The organism is Brachybacterium paraconglomeratum (assembly GCF_003994255.1).
Lineage (GTDB): Bacteria > Actinomycetota > Actinomycetes > Actinomycetales > Dermabacteraceae > Brachybacterium > Brachybacterium conglomeratum.
Map to the genome: position 1 here is coordinate 731,299 of NZ_ML133851.1, position 19,287 is coordinate 750,585.

Genomic DNA, 19,287 nt, shown 5'->3' on the forward strand with positions numbered 1-19,287 from the left:
ACCTCGTCCCCACCCCGCCCGGCGCCCGGAGGGTCGCGGCCGACCAGATCGCCTTCACCCTGATCGACCGGCTCGGCCGGGCGATGTTCTACGAGGTCGCCTTCATCGTGCTGGCCCGTTGATCATCGCGGTGGCGCACCAGGCGAGGATGCCGTTCATGAAGCTGGCGATCCCCGCCGGTGGGCCCCGGGATCGTCCTGCTGCTCTCGCTGTTCGTCGGCCGATCCGAGGGTTGCGGGCTCAGCACGCGGTGCCGGGCCCGCTCTCCCAGGCATGGGCGACGAGCTCCTCGAGCACCGACTCGTCGATGTCCGGCAGCTTCTTCACCCACACGCAGCCCACCCCGCGGCGATGCCTTCCGAGGCGCTCGAGCAGCTCGTCGGAGCGGGGGAAGCCCTGGATGCCGTAGAGAGCGAGGTCGGCCTTCCGGGGGCTGAAGCCGAGCTGGAAGGTGTCGCCCTCCCGGCCGGTGGCGTAGCGATAGTGCACCTCGCCGTAGCCGATCATGCTCGGACCCCACATCGTGGCCTGCTCGCCGGTGGCGCGGCCGAAGAGCTCCAGCAGCCGCTCCCCCTCCTCGCGGCGCCTGCCGTCGAGGCCGTCGACGTAGTCGGCCGGGTCCACGGCGGTGGCGTGGGTCGTGATGTCCTTCGCGCCCTTCCCGGTCGCGCCCCGGGTGACGGTGGAGCGGCCCCGAGCTGGGGCAGGCGGGTTCGTCATCCCCTCGCCGTGCTCGAGCAGCAGGGCCTGCAGCCGCCTGCCCGAGGCGGGGCCCACCCCGTGCAGCTCGGCGAGCTCGGCCCAGTCCCGACCGACGAGCTGGTCGACGGTGGTGATCCCCTGCTCGGCGAGGGCGCGGGCAGCGGGGGCGCCGACGCCGGGGACGTCGCTGATGGGTGTGCTCGGTGCGCTCATGGCAGGGAGTATGACCGAGCCCCGCGGCCGACGGGAAGGCGTCGGCCGCGGGGCTCGGGACGGTGCGGCGGGCAGGACCGCCGGGGATCAGCGGCGCTCGTCGAGGGCGCGCACGCCCTTCCACGCGGCGGGGATCAGAAGCGCGGCGAGCGCGGCCTTGACCAGGCCGCCGGGGATGAAGGGCCACAGGCCCGCGGCGAGCACGGCGCCGAGGTCGGCGCCCGCGCCCATCACGGCGTTCAGGATCATCGCGAGGTACGGCACGCCGACGAGGAAGGGCACGACGCTCGCGGCGACGAAACCGGTCATGGCGAGCACGGGGCGGCGGTCCCAGGCGCGCTCGGCGAACCAGCCGGCGACGAAGGCGGCGGGGATGAAGCCGAGCACGAAGCCGAAGCTCGGCGAGAGGACCATCGCGGGCCCGCCGGAGAACTCGGCGAAGACGGGCGCTCCGGCGAGGCCGACGGCCATGTAGGTCGCCAGCGAGATCGCCCCGCGACGGGAGCCCAGCGCCGCGCCGACGAGGATCACGCCGAGGGTCTGCCCGGTGATCGGCACGAGCGGCAGCGGGATCGTGACCTGGGCGAGGACCGCGACGACCGCGGCGCCGGCGAGGACCAGCAGGGCGTCGCGCAGCAGGGTGCGGTGCGGGGCCAGGGCGTCGGCCAGGACGGGACGGCGAGCCGGGACGGCGATCGCGGACATGGGACTCCTCGGGGGCTGGGAAGCTACGACGAGGTCTCAGGGTACGCACTCACCGCCGCGCGATCACCCCGAGGTCCGTCGCGACCCATCGTGCGCCGCCGCTCCGCTCCTCGCGGCGGGCGAAGCGGTAGAGGCTGTACCGCACCCGCAGCGCCGTCGGCGCCCGGCCGTCGAACGGGTCGCGGGCGAGCAGGCGGCGCACGCCGGGATCCCCGTCGGCGAGCCGCTCGAGCAGCGCCACGAACCACGGCTCGGCGCCGGGCCGCAGCGCGAGGAACCACATCTGCCAGTCGAGCCGCAGGTGATAGGGCGCGACCTGCCGGGGCAGGCGGCGCAGGTCGCCGGGCTTGCCGCGGAACTCGAAGGCCCGCCAGGTCTCCTCGTCGGCGTGGTGCCCCGCGGCGTCCTCGGTCCCCTCGATGAGCACCTCGTACCGCCGCTCGGTCATCGATCCGAAGGCGCCGTAGGCGTTCACGAGGTGGAAGCGGTCGAAGCTCGCGTTCATCAGCTGGTGCGAGGAGAACAGGTTCGCGAGCGGCTTCCTGGAGAGCACGGCGAGACCGACGAACGCGGCGGCGACCAGCACCGTCCACCACAGCGGCGAGGACACGTCCGCGCCCGCGCCGCCGCCGTCGGCCCCGAGCGGCACCCCGAACCAGCTCCACCCCGGGAACGGGCCCCCGAGCAGCCAGCGCCAGAACCCGTCGGAGATCGCGGCGCAGGCCACGAGGATCGTCAGCCAGTTCAGCCAGGCGTAGTTCCCGGTCACGACCAGGAACAGCTGGGTGGCGATCACGGCGCAGGCGGCGAAGGACGCGACCGGCTGCGGGGCGAGCACGAGCCAGATGATCCCGAGCTGCACTGCGTGGCTGCCGAGCACCTCGGCCCGGTGCCACCAGCGGGGCATGAGGTGGGCGGTGCGGCTGAGAGGGCCGGGCATCGGCTGGGTCTCGTGGTGGTGGTCCATGGCGGTGAGGTCCCGCCAGGAGCGGTCCCCGCGCATCTTGATCATCCCGGCCCCGAACTCGAGGCGGATCAGCAGCCAGAGGAGGAACAGCATCATCAGCTGCGGCGGCGGGACGGCGTGCGAGCCGAGCAGGCCCACGAGCGCACCGCACTCCAGCAGCATCGACTCCCAGCCGTAGCCGTAGAAGATCTGCCCCACGGAGACGATCGACAGGTACATCGCCCACATCGTCCCGAACACCGCGAGCATGCTCCATGCGGGTCCCTGCTGCGGCAGTCCAAGCACGACGGCGAGCCCGAGCAGCATCCCGGCCGCGCACATCCCGCGCAGCAGAGCATCGCTGTAGGGGACGTGGCGGAAGAGCGTGGGCCCGGCGCTCCCGCCCACCCGGTCCAGGAAGGCGGGGACGGGAAGCAGTCCCCTCTCCCCCAGCAGCACCGGGAACTGATGGAAGGTCGAGAGGAAGGCGAGGACGTACACCGCCGCGACGCCCCGCTGCACGATCTCGCGGGCGATCCACGAGTCCTGGGCGTCCAGCAGGCCGATCCAGCTCGTCCAGTCCATGCTCCTCACCTCCGCGTCGCAGGTGCTCCCCGATTCTCACCCTCGCCGCCTGCGCGCGCCATCGCGTCGGCCGCGCTCCGGGGCGAGGGAGATCCCGGCGGGCCTCAGCGCAGCAGATCCACCAGGGTCGCGCCCGCCCACCAGCTGCCCAGCGCGATCACGAGCGTGAAGCTGAGGTTCCACAGCGCGGCGGGGACCGGGGTGAGCTGGGCGAGCTGACCGGGGTCGTCCTGCCGGCCGCCCCGGCGGAGCACGGAGCCAAGGTGGCGCCAGGCCCCCAGCAGCAGGAACACGCCGGCGGCGAGGGTGAGCAGGGCGGTGAGCGCGGGGCTGCCCCACCACCACAGCGCGCCGATCCCGGCGGCGCTGGCGAGCACGGCGAGGACGGTGTGGCCGGAGCGGGTGAACACGAGGGAGACCACCAGCACGACCAGCGCCGCGAACAGGGCGGTGCGCGCCCATCCGTGCAGCGCGATCTGCACGAGCAGCGCGCCGAGGACCGCGGGTGCGGGATAGCCGGCCCAGGTCGAGAGGATCCGGCCGATCCCGCGGCGGGGGCCGACGGTGACGGCGTGGCCGGACATGTCGGCGGAGACGACGAAGCCGGTGAAGCGCCTGCCCATGAGGATCCCGACGGCGGCGTGGCCGAGCTCGTGCACGATCGTCACGCCGGGGCGCAGCAGCCGCCACAGCGGCGGCACCACCACGGCGAGCGCCGCGACGGCCAGGGCGAGCAGGATCCAGGGCCCGTCGTCGGGGACGGGTCCGGGCGCGAGGCGCCCTCCGATCGCGTCGAGGATCTCGCCGATGTCCATCGGGCCATGGTGGCACCGCTGCCCCGGAGGCCGCTGGGAGCGTGGAAGACTGGCGGGACCCGTCGTCGAGGACCCCAGGAGCAGGTGGCACCGCATGTCCCCCCGCGATCACCGCATCGATCCCGCTCTCGCGTCCTGGATCACCGCCCCCGGCGAGGACCCGCAGAACCCGCTGCTGCGGCTGTCCTTCGCGCTGGTCTCCCCGCCGGTCTCGGCCCGCCTGCTGGTGACGGGGCTCGGCACCTTCCGCGCCGCGCTCAACGGCGCCGAGGTGGACGATGCACGTCTGGACCCCGGCCTCACCGATCCCCGCGCGCGCATCCAGGTGCGGGAGCTCGAGGTGGGCGCGCTGCTGCACCGAGGCGAGAACGTGCTGGGCATCGAGCTGGGACGCGGCTTCCATGCGATGACCACCCCGAACGAGTGGCGCTGGCACCTGGCGCCCTGGCGGGGTCCGGTGCGGGCCTGGGCGCATCTGCGGATGCATCTGGCCGACGGCTCCTCCCGGGCGGTCGCCACCGGCCAGGACTGGCGCACCCGCCCGGGCCCGGTGGCCTTCGACTCGATGTACGAGGGCGAGACCTTCGCCCCGGTCGAGGACCCGGAGGCCTGGCTGCTCCCCGGCTACGACGACTCGGACTGGGCGCCGGTGCTGGCGGCGTCCTCCCGGCGCGGCGCCCGACGGGGCGGACACGGCCGCGAGGTCCCTGAGCCGATGATGGTCCGACAGGTCCAGGAGCCGATCCGGGAGCAGGAGGAGATCACGCCCGCGGTCGTCTCCTCCTCGCCCACCCGCACCGTGCTGGACATGGGGCGGGTGATCGCCGGCTGGTGCCGCGTCGAGCTGCGCGCGGACGTCCCGGCCGACGACCCGCCGCTGCTGCTGGTCGCCCGCCATGCCGAGAAGCTGCGGGAGGACGGCCGGGTCGACGCGCGCAACGAGCACGTGCACACGGACCGCTTCCAGGAGGACCGCCTCCGCCTGGAGCCCGGGTGCGCCCGCTCCTTCGCGCCCCGCCATTCCTACAAGGGCTTCCGCTACGTCGAGCTCGAGGCATCGCCCGGGGACCTCGCGCGCGTGCAGGTCACCGGGATCCTCGCCCATGCCGACCTGAGCCCCGCGAGCACGCTGACCAGCTCGGACGCGCACGTCGAGGCGATGGATCGCGCGATGCGCGCCTCGCTGCTGAACAACATGCACCACGTCCCCACCGACACCCCGAGCCTGGAGAAGAACGGCTGGACGGGTGACGCGCTGACGTCGCTCGCGGCGATGACGACAGGCTTCGACATGCGCCGGATGCTGCGCAAGTGGCTGGAGGACCAGGTGGACGGCCAGCGGGGCGACGGCTCCCTCGCGGTCATCTCCCCGAGCCCCGGCTGGGGCTACGAGGAGCTCTCCCCCGCCCCGGAGTGGACGTGCCTGCTGCCGGTGCTGCTGGACGAGATGGTGTGCGAGTACGGGGAGACGGACCCGGTCGCACGGCACGCTGCGGCCGCGGCCCGGTATCTCGCCCATGAGCTGGGCCGACGGGACGAGGACGGACTGATCTCCTCGGTGCTCGGCGACTACCTCTCCCCCGGCAGCCCGGGCCCCGCCCCGGAGGTCAGGCGCCTGTCGGGCACGCTCCTGGTGGCCCACGCCCTGCGCCGCCTGGCCCATGCGCTCGAGCGTGCAACATCGGCCGGCGAACCGCTCGCACCGGACCTCCCCGCCCCGGACACGCTCCGCACCGACGCCTCCACCCTCGAGCAGGCGGTGAACTCCGTCTTCCTCGACGCGACCCGCGGCCTCTACCGCGACCCGGGCACGGCCGCGGAACCCGGCACGAGCACGTACCGCCAGACCTCGAACATCCTCCCGCTGGCCTTCGGGATCGTGCCGCCCGAGCGCAGCGGCGCCGTCGTCGATCACCTCGTCGCCGACCTCACCGCCCGCGGCGACCACCACGACTGCGGCCACCTCGGGGTCCGCTTCCTGCTCCCGGTCCTCTCCGCGCACGGCCACGGCGCGCTCGCGTGGCGGGTGCTCTCGAATCCGACAGCGCCCGGCTGGCGGGCCTGGCTCGAGGCCGGCAACTCGACCTTCGCGGAGATGTGGGAGCAGCCGCGCTCGCACTCCCACTACTTCATGGGCACGCCCGTGACCTGGCTCCACGAGCACGTGGCCGGGCTGCGCCGCGGCGCCGAGGGCTGGGAGGAGTTCGTCGTCGCCCCAGACCCGGACGTCCCCGTCGGCCGCATCGCGATGACCCGCGCGACAAACGCCGGCGAGATCGCCCTGGACCTCGACCGCGAGGCCCGCACCCTCGCCCTCACGGTCCCGGACGGCACCCGCGCGACGGTCGTCCTCCCGCCGGAGCCGGGCACCGCGGCACCGCAGGAGCTCGGCCCCGGAGAGCACCTGCTCCGCTGGTGACAGTGCCGCGGCCGCGGGCGCTCAGCCCCGTCGACCGCTTCCTCCGGCTCCCCCGGGAACGACGACGCCCGCCGCCCCGGCAGGTGCCGGGACGACGGGCGTCGAGGTGGTGCGGAAGCTCAGAGAGCGCGGATGTTCGTCGCCTGCAGGCCCTTGGGGCCCTGCTCGACGTCGAACTCCACGCGCTGGTTCTCCTCGAGGTCACGACGGCCGGTGCCGACGATCGCGGAGAAGTGCGCGAACACATCAGCGGAGCCGTCCTCGGGGGCGATGAAGCCGTAGCCCTTGTCGGAGTTGAACCAGTTGACGATGCCAGTAGCCATGGCGGTATTTCCTTCGTTGTCGTGAGTCACGGTCCGTGACCCGTAGATCCGTGACGGCGGCGCCGTCGCGGATGGGAGCATCCCGGGAGCACGGCGACCGGTGTGGTCGTCGCGGCGGGTTGCGGGGGCGGCCACGGGGGCCGCCTGAGCCGCGGCCGACGACGTGACGTCGCCGATGCGGCCGTTCTGGGGCCCGGAGGCCGTGGGTGCCCCTCCGGCGAGCGCGGCGACGAGGGCGTCGGCATCGGCTCGCAGCCGGGAGGGGGCGGAGCGCTCGGCGGGGACTGCGAGCGACCGGGGATGGTGCGGAGAGGAGTTCGTGGGCAGTGCGGAGGAGGTGATGGAGTCCCTGTCTCGTCGGAGATGCGCGACCGTCGTCGGTCGCCCCCGAGGGAGGCATCCTGCGCCGTGCACACTAAGACTACGTCATCGGCGGGGCTGCGGGGGCCCGGGTGTGATCCAGGAGACCCCGCCATGGGTCCGGGGCCCCTCCCTCATGTCTCCCACCGCACCTGTTCGGCCCGCTTGTCCGGGCGCCATCCGCGCCACACGGGATGGCGCAGCCGGCCGTCGTCGGTGCGTTCGGTGTGCTGGACCTCCCCCACCAGGTCGGCGCGGACCCATTCGGCGTCCCGCCGGTCCGCGGAGGGGACGTCGTCGACCGGTGAGGTCTTCCGGGAGCGGGAGCGGAGCCGGCCCGCGATCTCCTCGAGATCGCGGGCGGAGAAGCCGGTGCCCACGCGGCCGGCGTAGTGCAGATCCCCGCTCGGGTCGGGGACGGCGACCAGGAGGGAACCGATCGTCCCGGAACGCTCCCCCTTGCCGTGGCGCCACCCGATCACCACGACCTCCTGGTGACGGGCGTTCTTGAGCTTGATCCAGGTACGGGTGCGCTTGCCCGGCCGGTAGACGCCGCTCTCCGTCTTCGCCATCACCCCCTCGAGCTGGAGCTCCTTCGACAGGGCGATCGCCTGGTCCACGTCGCCGTGGTCGGCGTGCGGCAGCTGGACGTGCTCGGTGGCGTGCACCGCCTCGAACAGCCGGTCGTGCCGCTGCCGGTAGGGGGTGCGCAGCAGCGAGTCGCCTCCCTGCACGAGCAGGTCGAAGAGCATGACGTGGACCTCGACGTCCTTCCGGGCCCGCTCGACGTCGCGCTCCCGGGTGAGGCCGAGCCGCTGCTGGAGGCGGGAGAAGGAGGGCCGGTCACGGCCGTCCAGGGCCACGATCTCCCCATCGAGCACGGTCTCCCCCGCCTCCCGCAGGGGCGGCGCCACGGCGTCGACGAGCTCGGCCAGCTCGGGGAACGTGACGGTGAGGTCCTTGCCGCCGCGGCTGGTCAGACGGACCCGGTCGCCCAGGACGGTCGCGATGACACGCACCCCGTCCCACTTCATCTCGAAGGCCCACTCGTCCTCCTCGCGGATGTCCTCCCGGCTCCCGAGGGTGGCGAGCATCGGCGCGATCGGGTCGCCCATCTCGACGTCCTCCGAGGTCCCCGTGGAGGCGGGGCCTGGCCCCTCTGCGCCGTCGGCCTCGGGCTGGTCCTTCATCAGGTGCAGCAGCCAGTTCGCCTCCGCCTTCTCCTTCGCCGCGGCGGAGCGGCGCGATCCTCCCATGCCGCCGGTGTGGAGGAAGGCGAAGCGTCGGGGCACGCCGCCGAGCCCGCCGTCAGGACGTCCGTGGCAGACCACGATCACCTCGCGGCCCTCGCGCCACTTCTCGATCTCGATCGTGCCGGTGTCCCAGAGGGTGACGTCGCCGCCGCCGTACTCGTCCTTGGGGATGGTGCCCTCGAAGGTGCCGTACTCGAGCGGGTGGTCCTCGGTCTGCACGGCCAGGCGGTTGACGCCCGTCTCGAGCGGCGGCCCCTTGGGCACCGCCCAGGAGACCAGCACGCCCTCGTGCTGGAGGCGGAAGTCCCAGTGCAGACGACTGGCGTGGTGCTCCTGGACCACGAACATCGGCTCCGCGTCCTCGAGCGCCTCCTGCGCGGCGGCGCTGCCGACGTCGGGGGCGGGGACGGGCTCGGGCGTGCGCTCGGGGTCGCGCTTCGAGCGGTACACCTCGAGCCGGTCGCGGGCCCGCCCGGCCGGCGCGCCGCCGCCCTCCTCGTCCTGCCCGAGGGGCGCGAGGAGGTCGATCCCGCCCTCGACCCGTTCGAGCACCTCGGCCATCTCGAGGTGTGCGAGCGCGGGGTCCTCGATCTCCTCCCACGTGCGCGGGGCGGCGACGGTGGGCCGCAGGCGTCCGCGGAGGGAGTAGGGGCAGACGGTGGTCTTCTTGCCGTTGTTCTGCGACCAGTCCACGAGGACCTTGCCGGTGCGCTTCGAACGGGACTGGGTGCTGATCACCTCCTCGGGGTGGTCGGTCTCGAGCGCGCGGGCGAGCTCGTGCGCGACCTGGTCGACCTCCTCGGAGCTCGCACTGCCGTCCAGCGGCGCGTAGAGGTGTATGCCCTTGGAGCCGGAGGTCACCGGGAAGCTCTTGAGGCCCATGTCGGTGAGGATCTCGCGGCACCAGGCCGCCACACGGGCGCACTCCGCCAGGCCGGCCCCCTCGCCGGGGTCGAGGTCCAGGACCATCCGGTCGGGATGGGCGGGCTCGAGGTCCGCGTCGAAGCGCCACTGGGGCGTGTGGACCTCGAGCGCGGCGAGCTGGGCGAGCCAGACGAGGACGGCCGGCTCGTCCACGAGCGGGTAGGTGGAGACGCCGTCGCTGTGCTCGATGTCGGCGCGCGGGATCCAGTCGGGGGCGTGGTCCTCGAGGTCCTTGCGGAAGAACGCCTTGCCCGGCGACTCGGCGGTGCCCACCCCGTCCACCCAGCGCTTGCGCGTCGCCGGGCGACGCATCGCCTGCGGGACCATCACCGGGGCGATGCGGTGGTAGTAGTCGATCACCTCGCCCTTGGTGGTGCCCGTGGCCGGGTAGAGGACCTTGTCGAGGTTCGACAGCCTCAGCCGGCGCCCGTCGATCTCCACCTGCTGCTCTCGAGTGGCCATGTCCCCACTGTGCCCCCGATCACCGGATCCGTCCCGCGCCGGGCCGCGGCGCCGACCGATCGTTCCTGGCGGCGCGCCGCGCCCCGTGGTGTCATGGGGCATGCGCGCGATATGGAGCGGTGAGATCACCTTCGGACTCGTGAACGTGCCGGTGAAGCTCTACGGGGCGACACGTTCGCACGACATCTCCTTCCACCAGGTGCACGACGACGACCACGGGCGGATCCGCTACGAGCGGCGCTGCGAGGTGTGCGGGCGGGAGATCGACTACGAGCACATCGACAAGGCCTACGAGGACGGCGACAAGACGGTCGTGCTCTCCGACGAGGAGCTCGATGCCCTCCCGGCGGAGGAGAGCGACGAGATCGACGTGGTCCAGTTCGTGCCCTCGGACCAGGTGGACCCGATCCTGCTGGGCACCTCGTACTTCCTCGAGCCCGTCGGCCGCTCCTCGAAGGCCTACGTGCTGCTGCGGAGGACCCTCGAGGAGACCGAGCGCACCGCGATCGTCACCTTCACGCTGCGGACGAAGACGCGCCTGGGCGTGCTCCGGGTGCACGAGGACCTGCTGGCCCTGCAGACCCTGCGCTGGCCGACCGATCTCAAGGACGTCGACTTCGGGCCCTCGAGGTCGAAGGTCTCCGCGAAGGAGATGGAGATGTCCGCCGCGCTGGTCGAGCAGTTCAGCGACGACTTCCATCCCGAGCAGTTCACCGACGAGTACCAGGCGGAGCTGCGTCGGCTGCTCGAGGCGAAGCTGGAGGAAGGCGACACGGTCGACACCGACGCGACCTTCGGGAAACAGAGCTCCGGGGAGGACTCGGAGGAGGGCGGCAAGGTCATCAGCCTCATGGACGCCCTCGAGCGAAGCGTGCGGAGGCGCCGCGGCGGCGACACAGGAGCCGGCGACGACGGAGAGAAGTCGGGCGGCACCACGAAGTCGGGCGGCAGCAAGAAATCCGGCGGCGCCAAGAAGTCCGGCAGCAAGAAATCCGGCAGCACCAAGAAGTCCGGCAGCAAGAAATCCGGCAGCACCAAGAAGTCCGGTACCGCCAAGAGATCAGGCGCTTCGAAGAAGTCCGCGTGAGGCCGCGCTGTGACCGGGGGGAGCGCCACGCCTGCACTCGAGGGCTGCGCCTCGCGGACACCGTCCGCCGAGGAGCACGGCTGAGTGACCGCGTGGGACGCGGTGGAACGGTTCAGTCGAGCACGGCACCATGGGGGACGATCAGTGTTCCTGCACCCCGAGGAGTTCCCATGACCGTCGTCGTCACCGCCGTGTTCCAGCCCAAGCCCGGCAAGCAGAAGGAGCTCGCCGAGGCCATGCGCCGCGGCATCGAGGCCGTCCACACCGAGAAGGGCTGCGAGCTCTACGCGATCCACGACGCCGAGGACGGCACCGTGACCATGATCGAGAAGTGGACGACGGCTGAGGACCTCGACGTCCACGGCGACAGTGACCAGGTGAAGATCCTCCGCGCGGACATCGCGGACCTCATCGAGGGCCCCGCGACCGTCACCCGCATGACCCCGATCCCCGCGGGGACGGAGTCGCAGGGCGCCCTCTGAGCACCTCCGAGCGCACGAGCCCCGGGGCGGAGCGGGACAGCACGCCCTGGGGCTCCATCGCGCGCAACGTCGCGCTCGTCGCAGCGTCGCTGGCGATGGTGTGGCTCGCGCTGAACGTGCGCCTGCCCTCGCTGGACGAGCTGCGCACGGACATCGACGACTTCGGCGCCTGGGCACCGCTGGCCTTCATCGCCCTCTACGCCCTGGTGGCGCTGACCCCGATCCCGGTGACGATCATGGCGGTCGCCGGCGGGATGCTGTTCGGCCTGGGTCCCGGCACGCTCCTGTCGATGATCGGGGTGACGGCCGGCTGCCTCGGCGCGTACTGGCTCGCCCGGGCGCTGGGCCGCGAGACGGTGATGCGGGCGCTCGGCTCGCACCGTGAGGTCGTCGAGGAGCGCCTCGAGGGCGGCGGCTTCTACGCGGTGTGCACACTGCGGCTGATGCCCGGGATCCCCTACTGGCCGGTGAACTACGGCAGCGGCGCGCTCGGCATCCCGAGCCGCGAGTTCCTGCTGGCCACAGCGCTCTCGGCGCTGCCCGGCCAGGTCTCCCTCATTGCGATCGGCGCCTTCCTCGCCTCCCCGAACGTGTTCCACGGCGCCGTCGTGGTGGCCTCCTGGGTCGTGGTGCTCGTCCTGACCGTCGTGTCGTACCGGCGCTGGCGGGCGACCCGTGCCGTCACGACCGAGGACGACGAGGCGGCCGACGCGGTCTGATCCCCGCTCACCTCGCACGACGCAGGACCGGCGACCGCCGTCCGAGCCCGGTCCGGGTCTAGACTGCGGGGCACGCCGACGGAGCAGGCCCACGGTTCCTCGAGAGGGCACGGCCCCGACCGGCCGCAGCGAGCCGCCCGGCCCGCGCCGTCGCCCACCGAGGACCAGGCTCGTGGTCCCGCACCCCCGTGAGGATGGCTCATGACCACCACGACCGAGACCAAGAGCGGGGCCGGCCCGCGAGTGGCCCTGCAGAAGGTCGGCACATCACTGTCGAACATGGTGATGCCGAACATCCCGGCCCTGATCGCGTGGGGCATCCTCACCGCGTTCTTCATCCCTGAGGGGTGGACCCCGAACGAGCCGCTCGCCGCGGCCGTCGGCCCGATGATCCACTACCTGCTGCCGCTGCTCATCGCGAACACGGGCGGCCGGATGGTCTACGAGGCGCGCGGCGCCGTGGTCGGCGTGATCGCGACGATGGGCGTCATCGCCGGCTCGGACTGGCTGATCGACCAGGAGAACGCCGCCGAGCTCGGGAAGTGGCTCGCCGCCGGCAATGCGGAGTCAGCCTTCGAGGCGCTCCCCCAGGTGCACATGTTCATCGGCGCGATGATCATGGCGCCGCTCGCGGCCTGGATCATGAAGAAGCTCGACCGGCTGTGGCAGGACCACATCCCCGCCGGCTTCGAGATGCTCGTGAACATGTTCTCCGCCGGCATCGTCGGCTTCGCCCTGCTGGTGGCGGGCTTCTTCGGACTCGCGCCGCTGGTGAACGGCCTGATGTCCCTGCTGGCCAGCGGCGTGGCCGGACTCGTGAACGCGGGTCTGCTGCCGCTGGTCTCGCTCCTCATCGAGCCCGCGAAGGTCTTCTTCCTCAACAACGCCATCAACCACGGCGTGCTCACGCCGCTGGGCATCTCGCAGGCCGCGACCGACGGCAAGTCCGTCCTCTTCCTGCTCGAGTCGAACCCCGGCCCCGGCGTCGGCATCCTGCTGGCCTACACCGTCTTCGGCCGAGGGGCCGCGAGGGCCTCCGCCCCGGGCGCCGCGATCATCCAGTTCTTCGGCGGGATCCACGAGATCTACTTCCCCTACGTGCTCATGAAGCCGATCCTCATCCTCGCCGCGATCGGCGGCGGCATGACCGGTGTCGCGATCAACGTCGCCTTCGGCACCGGCCTGATCTCCGCCGCGGCGCCGGGCTCGATCATCGCCATCTTCGGCGTGGCCGCCCGCGACTCCTATCTCGGCATCGCCCTCGCCGTCCTGGGCGCGGCGACCGTCAGCTTCCTGCTCGCCGCGCTGTTCCTGAAGATCGGCAAGCAGGACGACGGCGACATCGCCGCCGCCACCGCCAAGATGGAGCAGATGAAGGGCAAGAAGTCCTCCGTCGCGGGCGCGCTCACCGGCGCCGGCGCGGCGGGCGCGGGTGCGGCCGCCGCGACCGACGACTCCGGCCACACCGGCCCGATCAGGAAGATCGTCTTCGCCTGCGATGCGGGCATGGGCTCCTCCGCCATGGGCGCGACCGTGCTGCGCAAGAAGGTGCGCGCGGCCGGCTTCGACGACGTCGAGGTCACGAACAAGGCCATCTCGAGCCTGAACGACGAGTGGGACGTGGTGGTGACCCAGAAGGAGCTCACCGATCGCGCTCGCCAGCGCACCGGCTCGGCCGTGCACGTCAGCGTCGACCAGTTCATGAACTCGCCCCGCTACGACGAGGTCGTCGAGCTCGTGGGCCAGCGCAACGATCCCGACGCGACGACCGGCGCCGGGGCTGACGGCGACACGGGTGCCGGGGCAGGCACCGCCGCGGCAGCCGGCGCCGGCACAGCCGCCGGAACCGGTGCGGCGACCGCCGCCGCGACCACCCCGTCGGCCGACGAGTCCCCGCGCGGCCGCCACGCCGCACCCCGACCGGAGGACGAGACGGCGAAGGACACGATCCTCGCCCCCTCCAGCATCGTCCTGGACGGCACCGCCACCGACTCCGCCTCCGGCATCGACGAGGCCGGCGCCCTGCTGGTCGCCGCCGGCGCCGTGGACGAGGGCTACGTGAAGGCGATGCACGACCGCGAGGCGACAGTATCCACCTTCATGGGCAACGGCCTGGCGATCCCGCACGGCACGAACGAGGCGAAGTCCTCGATCACCCGCTCGGCGATGTCCTTCGTGCGCTACCCGGGCGGGATCGACTGGAACGGCAACCCGACCACTTTCGTGATCGGCATCGCCGGGGTCGGCAACGAGCACCTCACCCTGCTCCAGAAGGTCGCGATGACCTTCTCCGATCCCGCCCAGGTCACGCGCCTCGAGAACGCCACCACCACCGACGAGATCCTCGAGATCCTCGGGGACGAGAAGGAGTGAGCACCATGAAGGCAGTGCACTTCGGTGCAGGGAACATCGGCCGCGGCTTCGTGGGCCTGCTGCTGCACGAGGCCGGCTTCGAGGTGGTCTTCTCCGACGTGGCCGCCCCGCTGGTCGAGTCGCTGCAGGCGGCGGACTCGTACACGGTCCGGACCGTCGGCCAGGAACCGACCACGACGGTGGTCGACGGCTTCCGGGCGATCAACTCGAGCGAGGACCCGGAGGGCCTGGCCGAGGAGATCGCCTCGGCGGACATGGTCACCACCGCCGTCGGCGCCCGGATCCTGAGGTTCGTGGCCCCGAACATCGCCGCCGGCATCGCGGCCCGCCCCGCGGGGGCGCCGCGCATCGCGGTCCTCGCCTGCGAGAACGCGATCAACGCGACCGATCTGCTGGAGGCCGAGGTGCGCGCCGCCTACCAGGGCGAGGACCTCGACGAGAAGGCGCTGTTCGCGAACACCGCCGTGGATCGGATCGTCCCGGTCCAGGCCGAGGGCGCGGGCCTCGACGTCACGGTCGAGGACTTCCACGAGTGGGCCGTCGAGCGCGGCCCCTTCGAGGGCACCGAGCCGGACGTCCCGGGCATCACCTGGGTGGACAGCCTCGGCCCGTACATCGAGCGGAAGCTGTTCACGGTGAACACGGGCCACGCCACCACGGCCTGGCACGGCGCCCGCACCGGCCACGCGACGATCGCGGAGTCGATCGCGGACCCGGAGGTCGCCGAGCAGGTCGGGGCCGTGCTGGAGGAGACCTCCTCGCTGCTGGTCACCAAGCACGGCTTCGCCGAGGAGGAGATGGCGGCGTACCGCACGAAGGTGCTCGGCCGCTTCGCGAACGAGGCCCTGCCGGACCCGGTCGAGCGCGTCGGCCGCTCCCCGCTGCGCAAGCTCTCCCGCCAGGACCGCATCATCGGCCCGGCCGCGGAGCTCGCCGAGCGGGGGCTCGGCCACGAGGCGCTGCTGAACTCCCTCTCCGCCGCGCTCGTGTTCACTCCCGAGGGCGACGAGGAGGTCGATCGCCTGCAGGAGATCCTCGCCTCCGCCGATCCGGACGCCGCCACCGCGGAGATCACCGGGCTCGAGCCGTCCCACCCCCTGTACGCCGAGGTGCGCGAGCGGATCGCGTCCCCGGTATATTCGCGTCACACGGACTGAGCACCCCGCCCGAGCCGTCCCCGACTTCTCGCCCGCGGCCCGCGGCCGCGGGACCACCCGATCGAAAGGCATCCACCATGGCAGAGCGCACCGTCACGATCGCCAGCGCCTCCGGGCTCCACGCCCGCCCCGCCGGCATCTTCGCCCAGGCCGCTGCGCAGCAGCCGGCCACCGTCACCATCGAGAAGGCCGGCGGCAGCGCCGTGCAGGCCTCGAGCATGCTGATGCTCATGACCCTCGGCGCCGGTCACGGCGACGAGGTGACCCTCCGCGCCGAGGGCGAGGGAGCCGAGGAGTCGGTCAACGCCCTCGCGGACCTGCTCGAGAAGGACCTCGACGCCGAGGACTGAGCGACAGCTCCCCGCGACGAGGAAGGCGCCCCACCGACCAGGTGGGGCGCCTTCCTCGTTCAGGAGCGCCGAGAGGCGGAGCTCAGCCCGTCACAGCCCCAGCTCGCCCAGGATCGGCAGGTTCGCGCGGACCAGGCTCACCGCGTCCTCGGAGGTGCGGGCCGCGAGCGCCTTCGCGGCGAGGTCCTTGGCCTGCTCGAGAGTGACGGTCGAGAGCACCTTCGCGACCGCGGGCAGGGAGCGCGGGGTCATCGACAGAGAGTTCACGCCGAGGCCGACGAGCACCACCGCGAGGCCGGGGTCGCCCGCGGCCTCGCCACACACGCCGACGGGCTTGTTCGCGCTCTCCCCGAACGCCTCGGGGTCGCCGCCGGCGGCGCGGGCGCCGTCGCAGGTGGCCTTCACCAGGGCGAGCACGGCGGGCTGCCAGGGCGAGTTCAGGTGCGCGAGGGAGCCGAGCTGGCGGTCGGCGGCCATCGTGTACTGGGTGAGGTCGTTGGTGCCGATCGAGGCGAAGTCCGACTCGGCGAGGTGGCGGTCGGCGGTGATCGCGGCCGAGGGGTCTCGACCATGATCCCGGCCGGTTCGAGGCCGCGCTCGCGGCACAGGCCCACGAAGTCCTCGGTCTCGTCGACGGTCGCGATCATCGGCGCCATCACCCAGGGCTTCGCCTCGGTGCTCTTCGCGGCGGCGGCGATCGCGTCGAGCTGGTTGGTCAGCACCGAGCGCTTCTCCCAGGAGGTGCGATAGGCGCGCACGCCGAGGGCGGGGTTGGGCTCGTCGGCGTCGGTGAGGAAGGGCAGGGGCTTGTCGGCGCCCGCGTCGATCGTGCGCACCACGACCTTCTTGCCCGGGAAGTGCGCGAACGTCTCCGAGTACGCGGCGGTCTGCTCCTCCACGCCGGGCTCGTCCTCGCGGTCCAGGAACAGGAACTCGGTGCGGAAGAGGCCCACGCCGTCGGCGTGCGCGGCGGCCGCCTTCTCGGCGTCCTTCGCGCCGCCGATGTTGGCCAGCAGCTGCACGCGGGTCCCGTCGGCGAGGACCCCTCCCCCGCCTTCGTAGGTCAGGGGGTTGCGCTGCAGCTCGGCCCACGCCTCGGAGAGGCGCTGGTGCTCCTCGGTGACCTCGTCGGTGATGGTGCCGAAGCCGGCGTCGATGAACACCTCGGTGCCGTCGGGGAACTCGTGGATCCCCTTCGCGGCGACGATCGCGGGCAGGCCCAGCTGGCGGGCGAGGATCGCGGTGTGCGACTGGGGACCGCCGTCGGAGGTGACCAGCGCGAGCACCCGCGCGGGGTCGAGGGTGGCGGTGTCGGCAGGGGCGAGGTCGATGGCGGTGAGCACGAACGGCTCCTCGACCTCGGGGATGCCGGGGGCCTGCTCGCCGCGCAGCTCGGCGACGATGCGGGCGCGGACGTCGCGCACGTCGGTGGCGCGCTCGGCCATGTACCCGCCGAGGTTCTCGAGCATGGAGGCGACCTGATCGCCGGCCTCCCACACGGCCCGCTCGGGCGTCTTCCCGCCGGAGAGGACGAGGCCCTGGGCGGTCTGCGTGAGGGAGGGGTCGGCGGCCATCTGTGCGGTCGCCTCGAGGATCTTCTTCCCGTCGCCGTTCGCGCGCTCGGCGAGGCGGGCGAGGGTGGTCTGCACGGCGGCGGCCGCGGCGGGGATCCGCTCGGACTCGGTCTGCGCGTCGGCGCCCTCGGGCAGCGTCGCGCCCGCCGCGGGCTCGGCGACCGGCGGGGCCATCGTGCGGATGGTCCCGATCACCCGTCCGGGGCTCACTGCCACACCTGTGTACTGCGCCATCGTCGTCATCTCCTCGATCCGGCCGGATGCTCCTGGTTGGCGCACATGCTACGCGGCGGAGGGAGGGCAGGCTCAGCGCGGGGAGTCCGCGGAGGTCGACGGCCTCGGCGGATGACCGCGCATGACGCGGGCCCTCGACGTGCGGGGTGAGAGGGAGCAGACTGCGAGCGTCCCCGTCCGAGACCTGCAGGAGGCTCCCATGACCGCATCCGCCCCCGAGGACTTCCTCGCCTTCCGCGACCGTCGCGACCGCGGCCTCGCCGAGCCGCACGGGATCCTCTCCCAGGTGGGACTGCACTGGATCGACCCGGCCGACGGGGCGCGCGAGATCGAGGGCGTGCCCGGCACCTGGCGGCGCGAGGGCGACGTGCTCGAGGCGGAGTGGGAGGGCGAGGCGCTCGAGCTGCTGGCGGACGCCCCCGAGGCGCTCGTCGAGCACCATGGCGAGCACACTCGTGTCACCGTCGGCGCGGCCGCCGACGTGCGCCTGGCCCGCTTCGGCGAGGACGTGCAGATCGACGTGATCCGCCGCGGCGACCGGATCGGGCTGCGCCTGCTGGACCCGTCGGCCCCGCGCCGCACCGCCTTCGAGGGCGTGCCGACCTTCGACCACGACCCGGACGCGGTGCTGACCGGCACCTTCGTACCGCGTCCGGCGGAGGTCACGGTCGGTTCGGTCCTGCCCTGGCTCACCTCGGAGATCCCCTCTCCCGGCGTCGCGCGCCTCACGGTCGGCGGCCAGGACGTGGAGCTCGTGGTGACCGGCCGTTCCACCCTCGTGTTCACCGACGAGACCTCCGGCGCGGAGAGCGCGGACTGGCGTCAGGTGGAGGCGCGGATCGACGGGGACCGCATCGAGGTGGACCTGAACCGGGCGCTGAACTTCCCCTCGTCCTTCAGCACCTCGGCGACCTGCCCCCGCCCGCCGGAGGGCAACCACCTGCCGGTCCCGGTCCGCGCCGGCGAGCGCCGCGTGGATCCGACGGACCGCTGAGCGCGCAGGTCAGTGCAGGGCCCGCGGGTCCTGTCGACCCTGCATCCGCGCGTTCGCCGCGGCGATCCAGCGGCGGTGCGCCTCGATGGCGGCGAGGGTGGGGTAGCGCGGTGCATTCCCGGCTCGGACGGTGTCGAACGGGTTCTCCCCGCGGTACAGCATCATGCGATCCGTGGTCGCGAGCGCGGTGATCCGTCGGCCGGCGGGCTCGCGCAGCACGACGACCGCGGCGCCCGTGGTCCAGTAGGAGCTGCTCTGCTCGATCACGGCGACCCGCTCCCACGGGATCCGATGGGTGCGCACGTAGTGGACGATCGTGATCCCCTCGTCGTCGACGAGGAACTGGATCCTGGTGCCCACGAACCAGACCAGGCCGATGAAGAGCACGAGGGACAGGCACAGCAGAAACCCGAGCACCCCGGCGACGGACTCCGTGCTCAGCAGCATGACGCCGCTGCCCAGCATGAGGAGCGAAACGGGCACGAAGACCACGCCGAGCGCGGCCCGGACCCACCAGATCCGCATCGCGCGATACCTGACCTCGGCCACGTTCCCCCTCACCACGACGTCGCCCGCCCCCGCGGGACACTGCCCCTGCGACGGACACTAG

15 protein-coding genes and 1 pseudogene are annotated in these 19,287 nt (G+C 72.6%); 8 read left to right on the forward strand and 8 right to left on the reverse strand.

What is annotated here, in order from left to right:
- Positions 1 to 240: 240 nt before the first annotated feature.
- The 4 genes from DS079_RS03295 to DS079_RS03310 form a co-directional block, all read right to left on the reverse strand.
- Positions 241 to 915, reverse strand: a complete 675-nt coding sequence (locus tag DS079_RS03295; protein ID WP_126984799.1) for a helix-hairpin-helix domain-containing protein — start codon at positions 913 to 915, stop codon at positions 241 to 243.
- An 87-nt stretch (positions 916 to 1,002) separates the two neighbouring features.
- Positions 1,003 to 1,620, reverse strand: a complete 618-nt coding sequence (locus tag DS079_RS03300; protein WP_126984800.1) for a biotin transporter BioY — start codon at positions 1,618 to 1,620, stop codon at positions 1,003 to 1,005.
- 49 nt (positions 1,621 to 1,669) lie between these two features.
- A complete protein-coding gene (locus DS079_RS03305) occupies positions 1,670 to 3,151 on the reverse strand; it encodes a lipase maturation factor family protein (protein ID WP_126984801.1) in 1,482 nt (493 codons plus the stop codon).
- A gap of 104 nt (positions 3,152 to 3,255) precedes the next feature.
- Complete coding sequence (locus tag DS079_RS03310; protein WP_126984802.1) at positions 3,256 to 3,966, reverse strand: M50 family metallopeptidase; 711 nt, start codon at positions 3,964 to 3,966, stop codon at positions 3,256 to 3,258.
- Between the two features lie 94 nt (positions 3,967 to 4,060).
- Between DS079_RS03310 and DS079_RS03315 the strand changes: the two genes are divergently transcribed.
- On the forward strand, positions 4,061 to 6,385 hold the full coding sequence (locus DS079_RS03315; protein WP_164736078.1) for a family 78 glycoside hydrolase catalytic domain: 2,325 nt from the start codon (positions 4,061 to 4,063) through the stop codon (positions 6,383 to 6,385).
- A gap of 119 nt (positions 6,386 to 6,504) precedes the next feature.
- Here the strand turns inward: DS079_RS03315 and DS079_RS03320 are convergent, their stop codons facing one another.
- Together DS079_RS03320 and DS079_RS03325 are read right to left on the reverse strand one after the other, a co-directional pair.
- Positions 6,505 to 6,708: a cold-shock protein gene (locus DS079_RS03320; RefSeq protein WP_010550042.1), complete on the reverse strand. Its 204-nt coding sequence runs from the start codon at positions 6,706 to 6,708 to the stop codon at positions 6,505 to 6,507.
- 494 nt (positions 6,709 to 7,202) lie between these two features.
- Positions 7,203 to 9,707 carry an ATP-dependent DNA ligase gene (locus tag DS079_RS03325; RefSeq protein ID WP_126984804.1) on the reverse strand — a complete coding sequence of 835 codons (2,505 nt, stop codon included), beginning with the start codon at positions 9,705 to 9,707 and terminating at the stop codon, positions 7,203 to 7,205.
- A 100-nt stretch (positions 9,708 to 9,807) separates the two neighbouring features.
- Here DS079_RS03325 and ku point away from each other — a divergent pair, with 100 nt between their 5' ends.
- From ku to DS079_RS03355, 6 genes are all read left to right on the forward strand, one after another.
- Positions 9,808 to 10,794: a non-homologous end joining protein Ku gene (gene ku, locus DS079_RS03330; RefSeq protein WP_126984805.1), complete on the forward strand. Its 987-nt coding sequence runs from the start codon at positions 9,808 to 9,810 to the stop codon at positions 10,792 to 10,794.
- A gap of 170 nt (positions 10,795 to 10,964) precedes the next feature.
- Positions 10,965 to 11,276: a putative quinol monooxygenase gene (locus DS079_RS03335; RefSeq protein ID WP_126984806.1), complete on the forward strand. Its 312-nt coding sequence runs from the start codon at positions 10,965 to 10,967 to the stop codon at positions 11,274 to 11,276.
- Between the two features lie 95 nt (positions 11,277 to 11,371).
- Positions 11,372 to 11,995 (forward strand): TVP38/TMEM64 family protein, encoded by a 624-nt coding sequence (locus DS079_RS03340; protein ID WP_126984807.1) that lies wholly within the window; start codon positions 11,372 to 11,374, stop codon positions 11,993 to 11,995.
- Between the two features lie 201 nt (positions 11,996 to 12,196).
- Positions 12,197 to 14,368 (forward strand): PTS sugar transporter subunit IIA, encoded by a 2,172-nt coding sequence (locus DS079_RS03345; protein WP_126984808.1) that lies wholly within the window; start codon positions 12,197 to 12,199, stop codon positions 14,366 to 14,368.
- A 5-nt stretch (positions 14,369 to 14,373) separates the two neighbouring features.
- Positions 14,374 to 15,525 (forward strand): mannitol-1-phosphate 5-dehydrogenase, encoded by a 1,152-nt coding sequence (locus DS079_RS03350; RefSeq protein ID WP_126984809.1) that lies wholly within the window; start codon positions 14,374 to 14,376, stop codon positions 15,523 to 15,525.
- Positions 15,526 to 15,602: 77 nt separating this feature from the next.
- Complete coding sequence (locus tag DS079_RS03355) at positions 15,603 to 15,875, forward strand: HPr family phosphocarrier protein (protein ID WP_126984810.1); 273 nt, start codon at positions 15,603 to 15,605, stop codon at positions 15,873 to 15,875.
- A 90-nt stretch (positions 15,876 to 15,965) separates the two neighbouring features.
- Here DS079_RS03355 and ptsP read toward each other — a convergent pair.
- Positions 15,966 to 17,683, reverse strand: a pseudogene (gene ptsP / locus DS079_RS03360) (phosphoenolpyruvate--protein phosphotransferase).
- Between the two features lie 199 nt (positions 17,684 to 17,882).
- On the opposite strand from ptsP, the gene DS079_RS03365 reads away from it, so the two are divergent.
- A complete protein-coding gene (locus DS079_RS03365) occupies positions 17,883 to 18,677 on the forward strand; it encodes a DUF1684 domain-containing protein (RefSeq protein ID WP_126984811.1) in 795 nt (264 codons plus the stop codon).
- 9 nt (positions 18,678 to 18,686) lie between these two features.
- Here the strand turns inward: DS079_RS03365 and DS079_RS03370 are convergent, their stop codons facing one another.
- Positions 18,687 to 19,226 (reverse strand): hypothetical protein, encoded by a 540-nt coding sequence (locus tag DS079_RS03370; RefSeq protein WP_126984812.1) that lies wholly within the window; start codon positions 19,224 to 19,226, stop codon positions 18,687 to 18,689.
- Positions 19,227 to 19,287 lie beyond the last annotated feature (61 nt).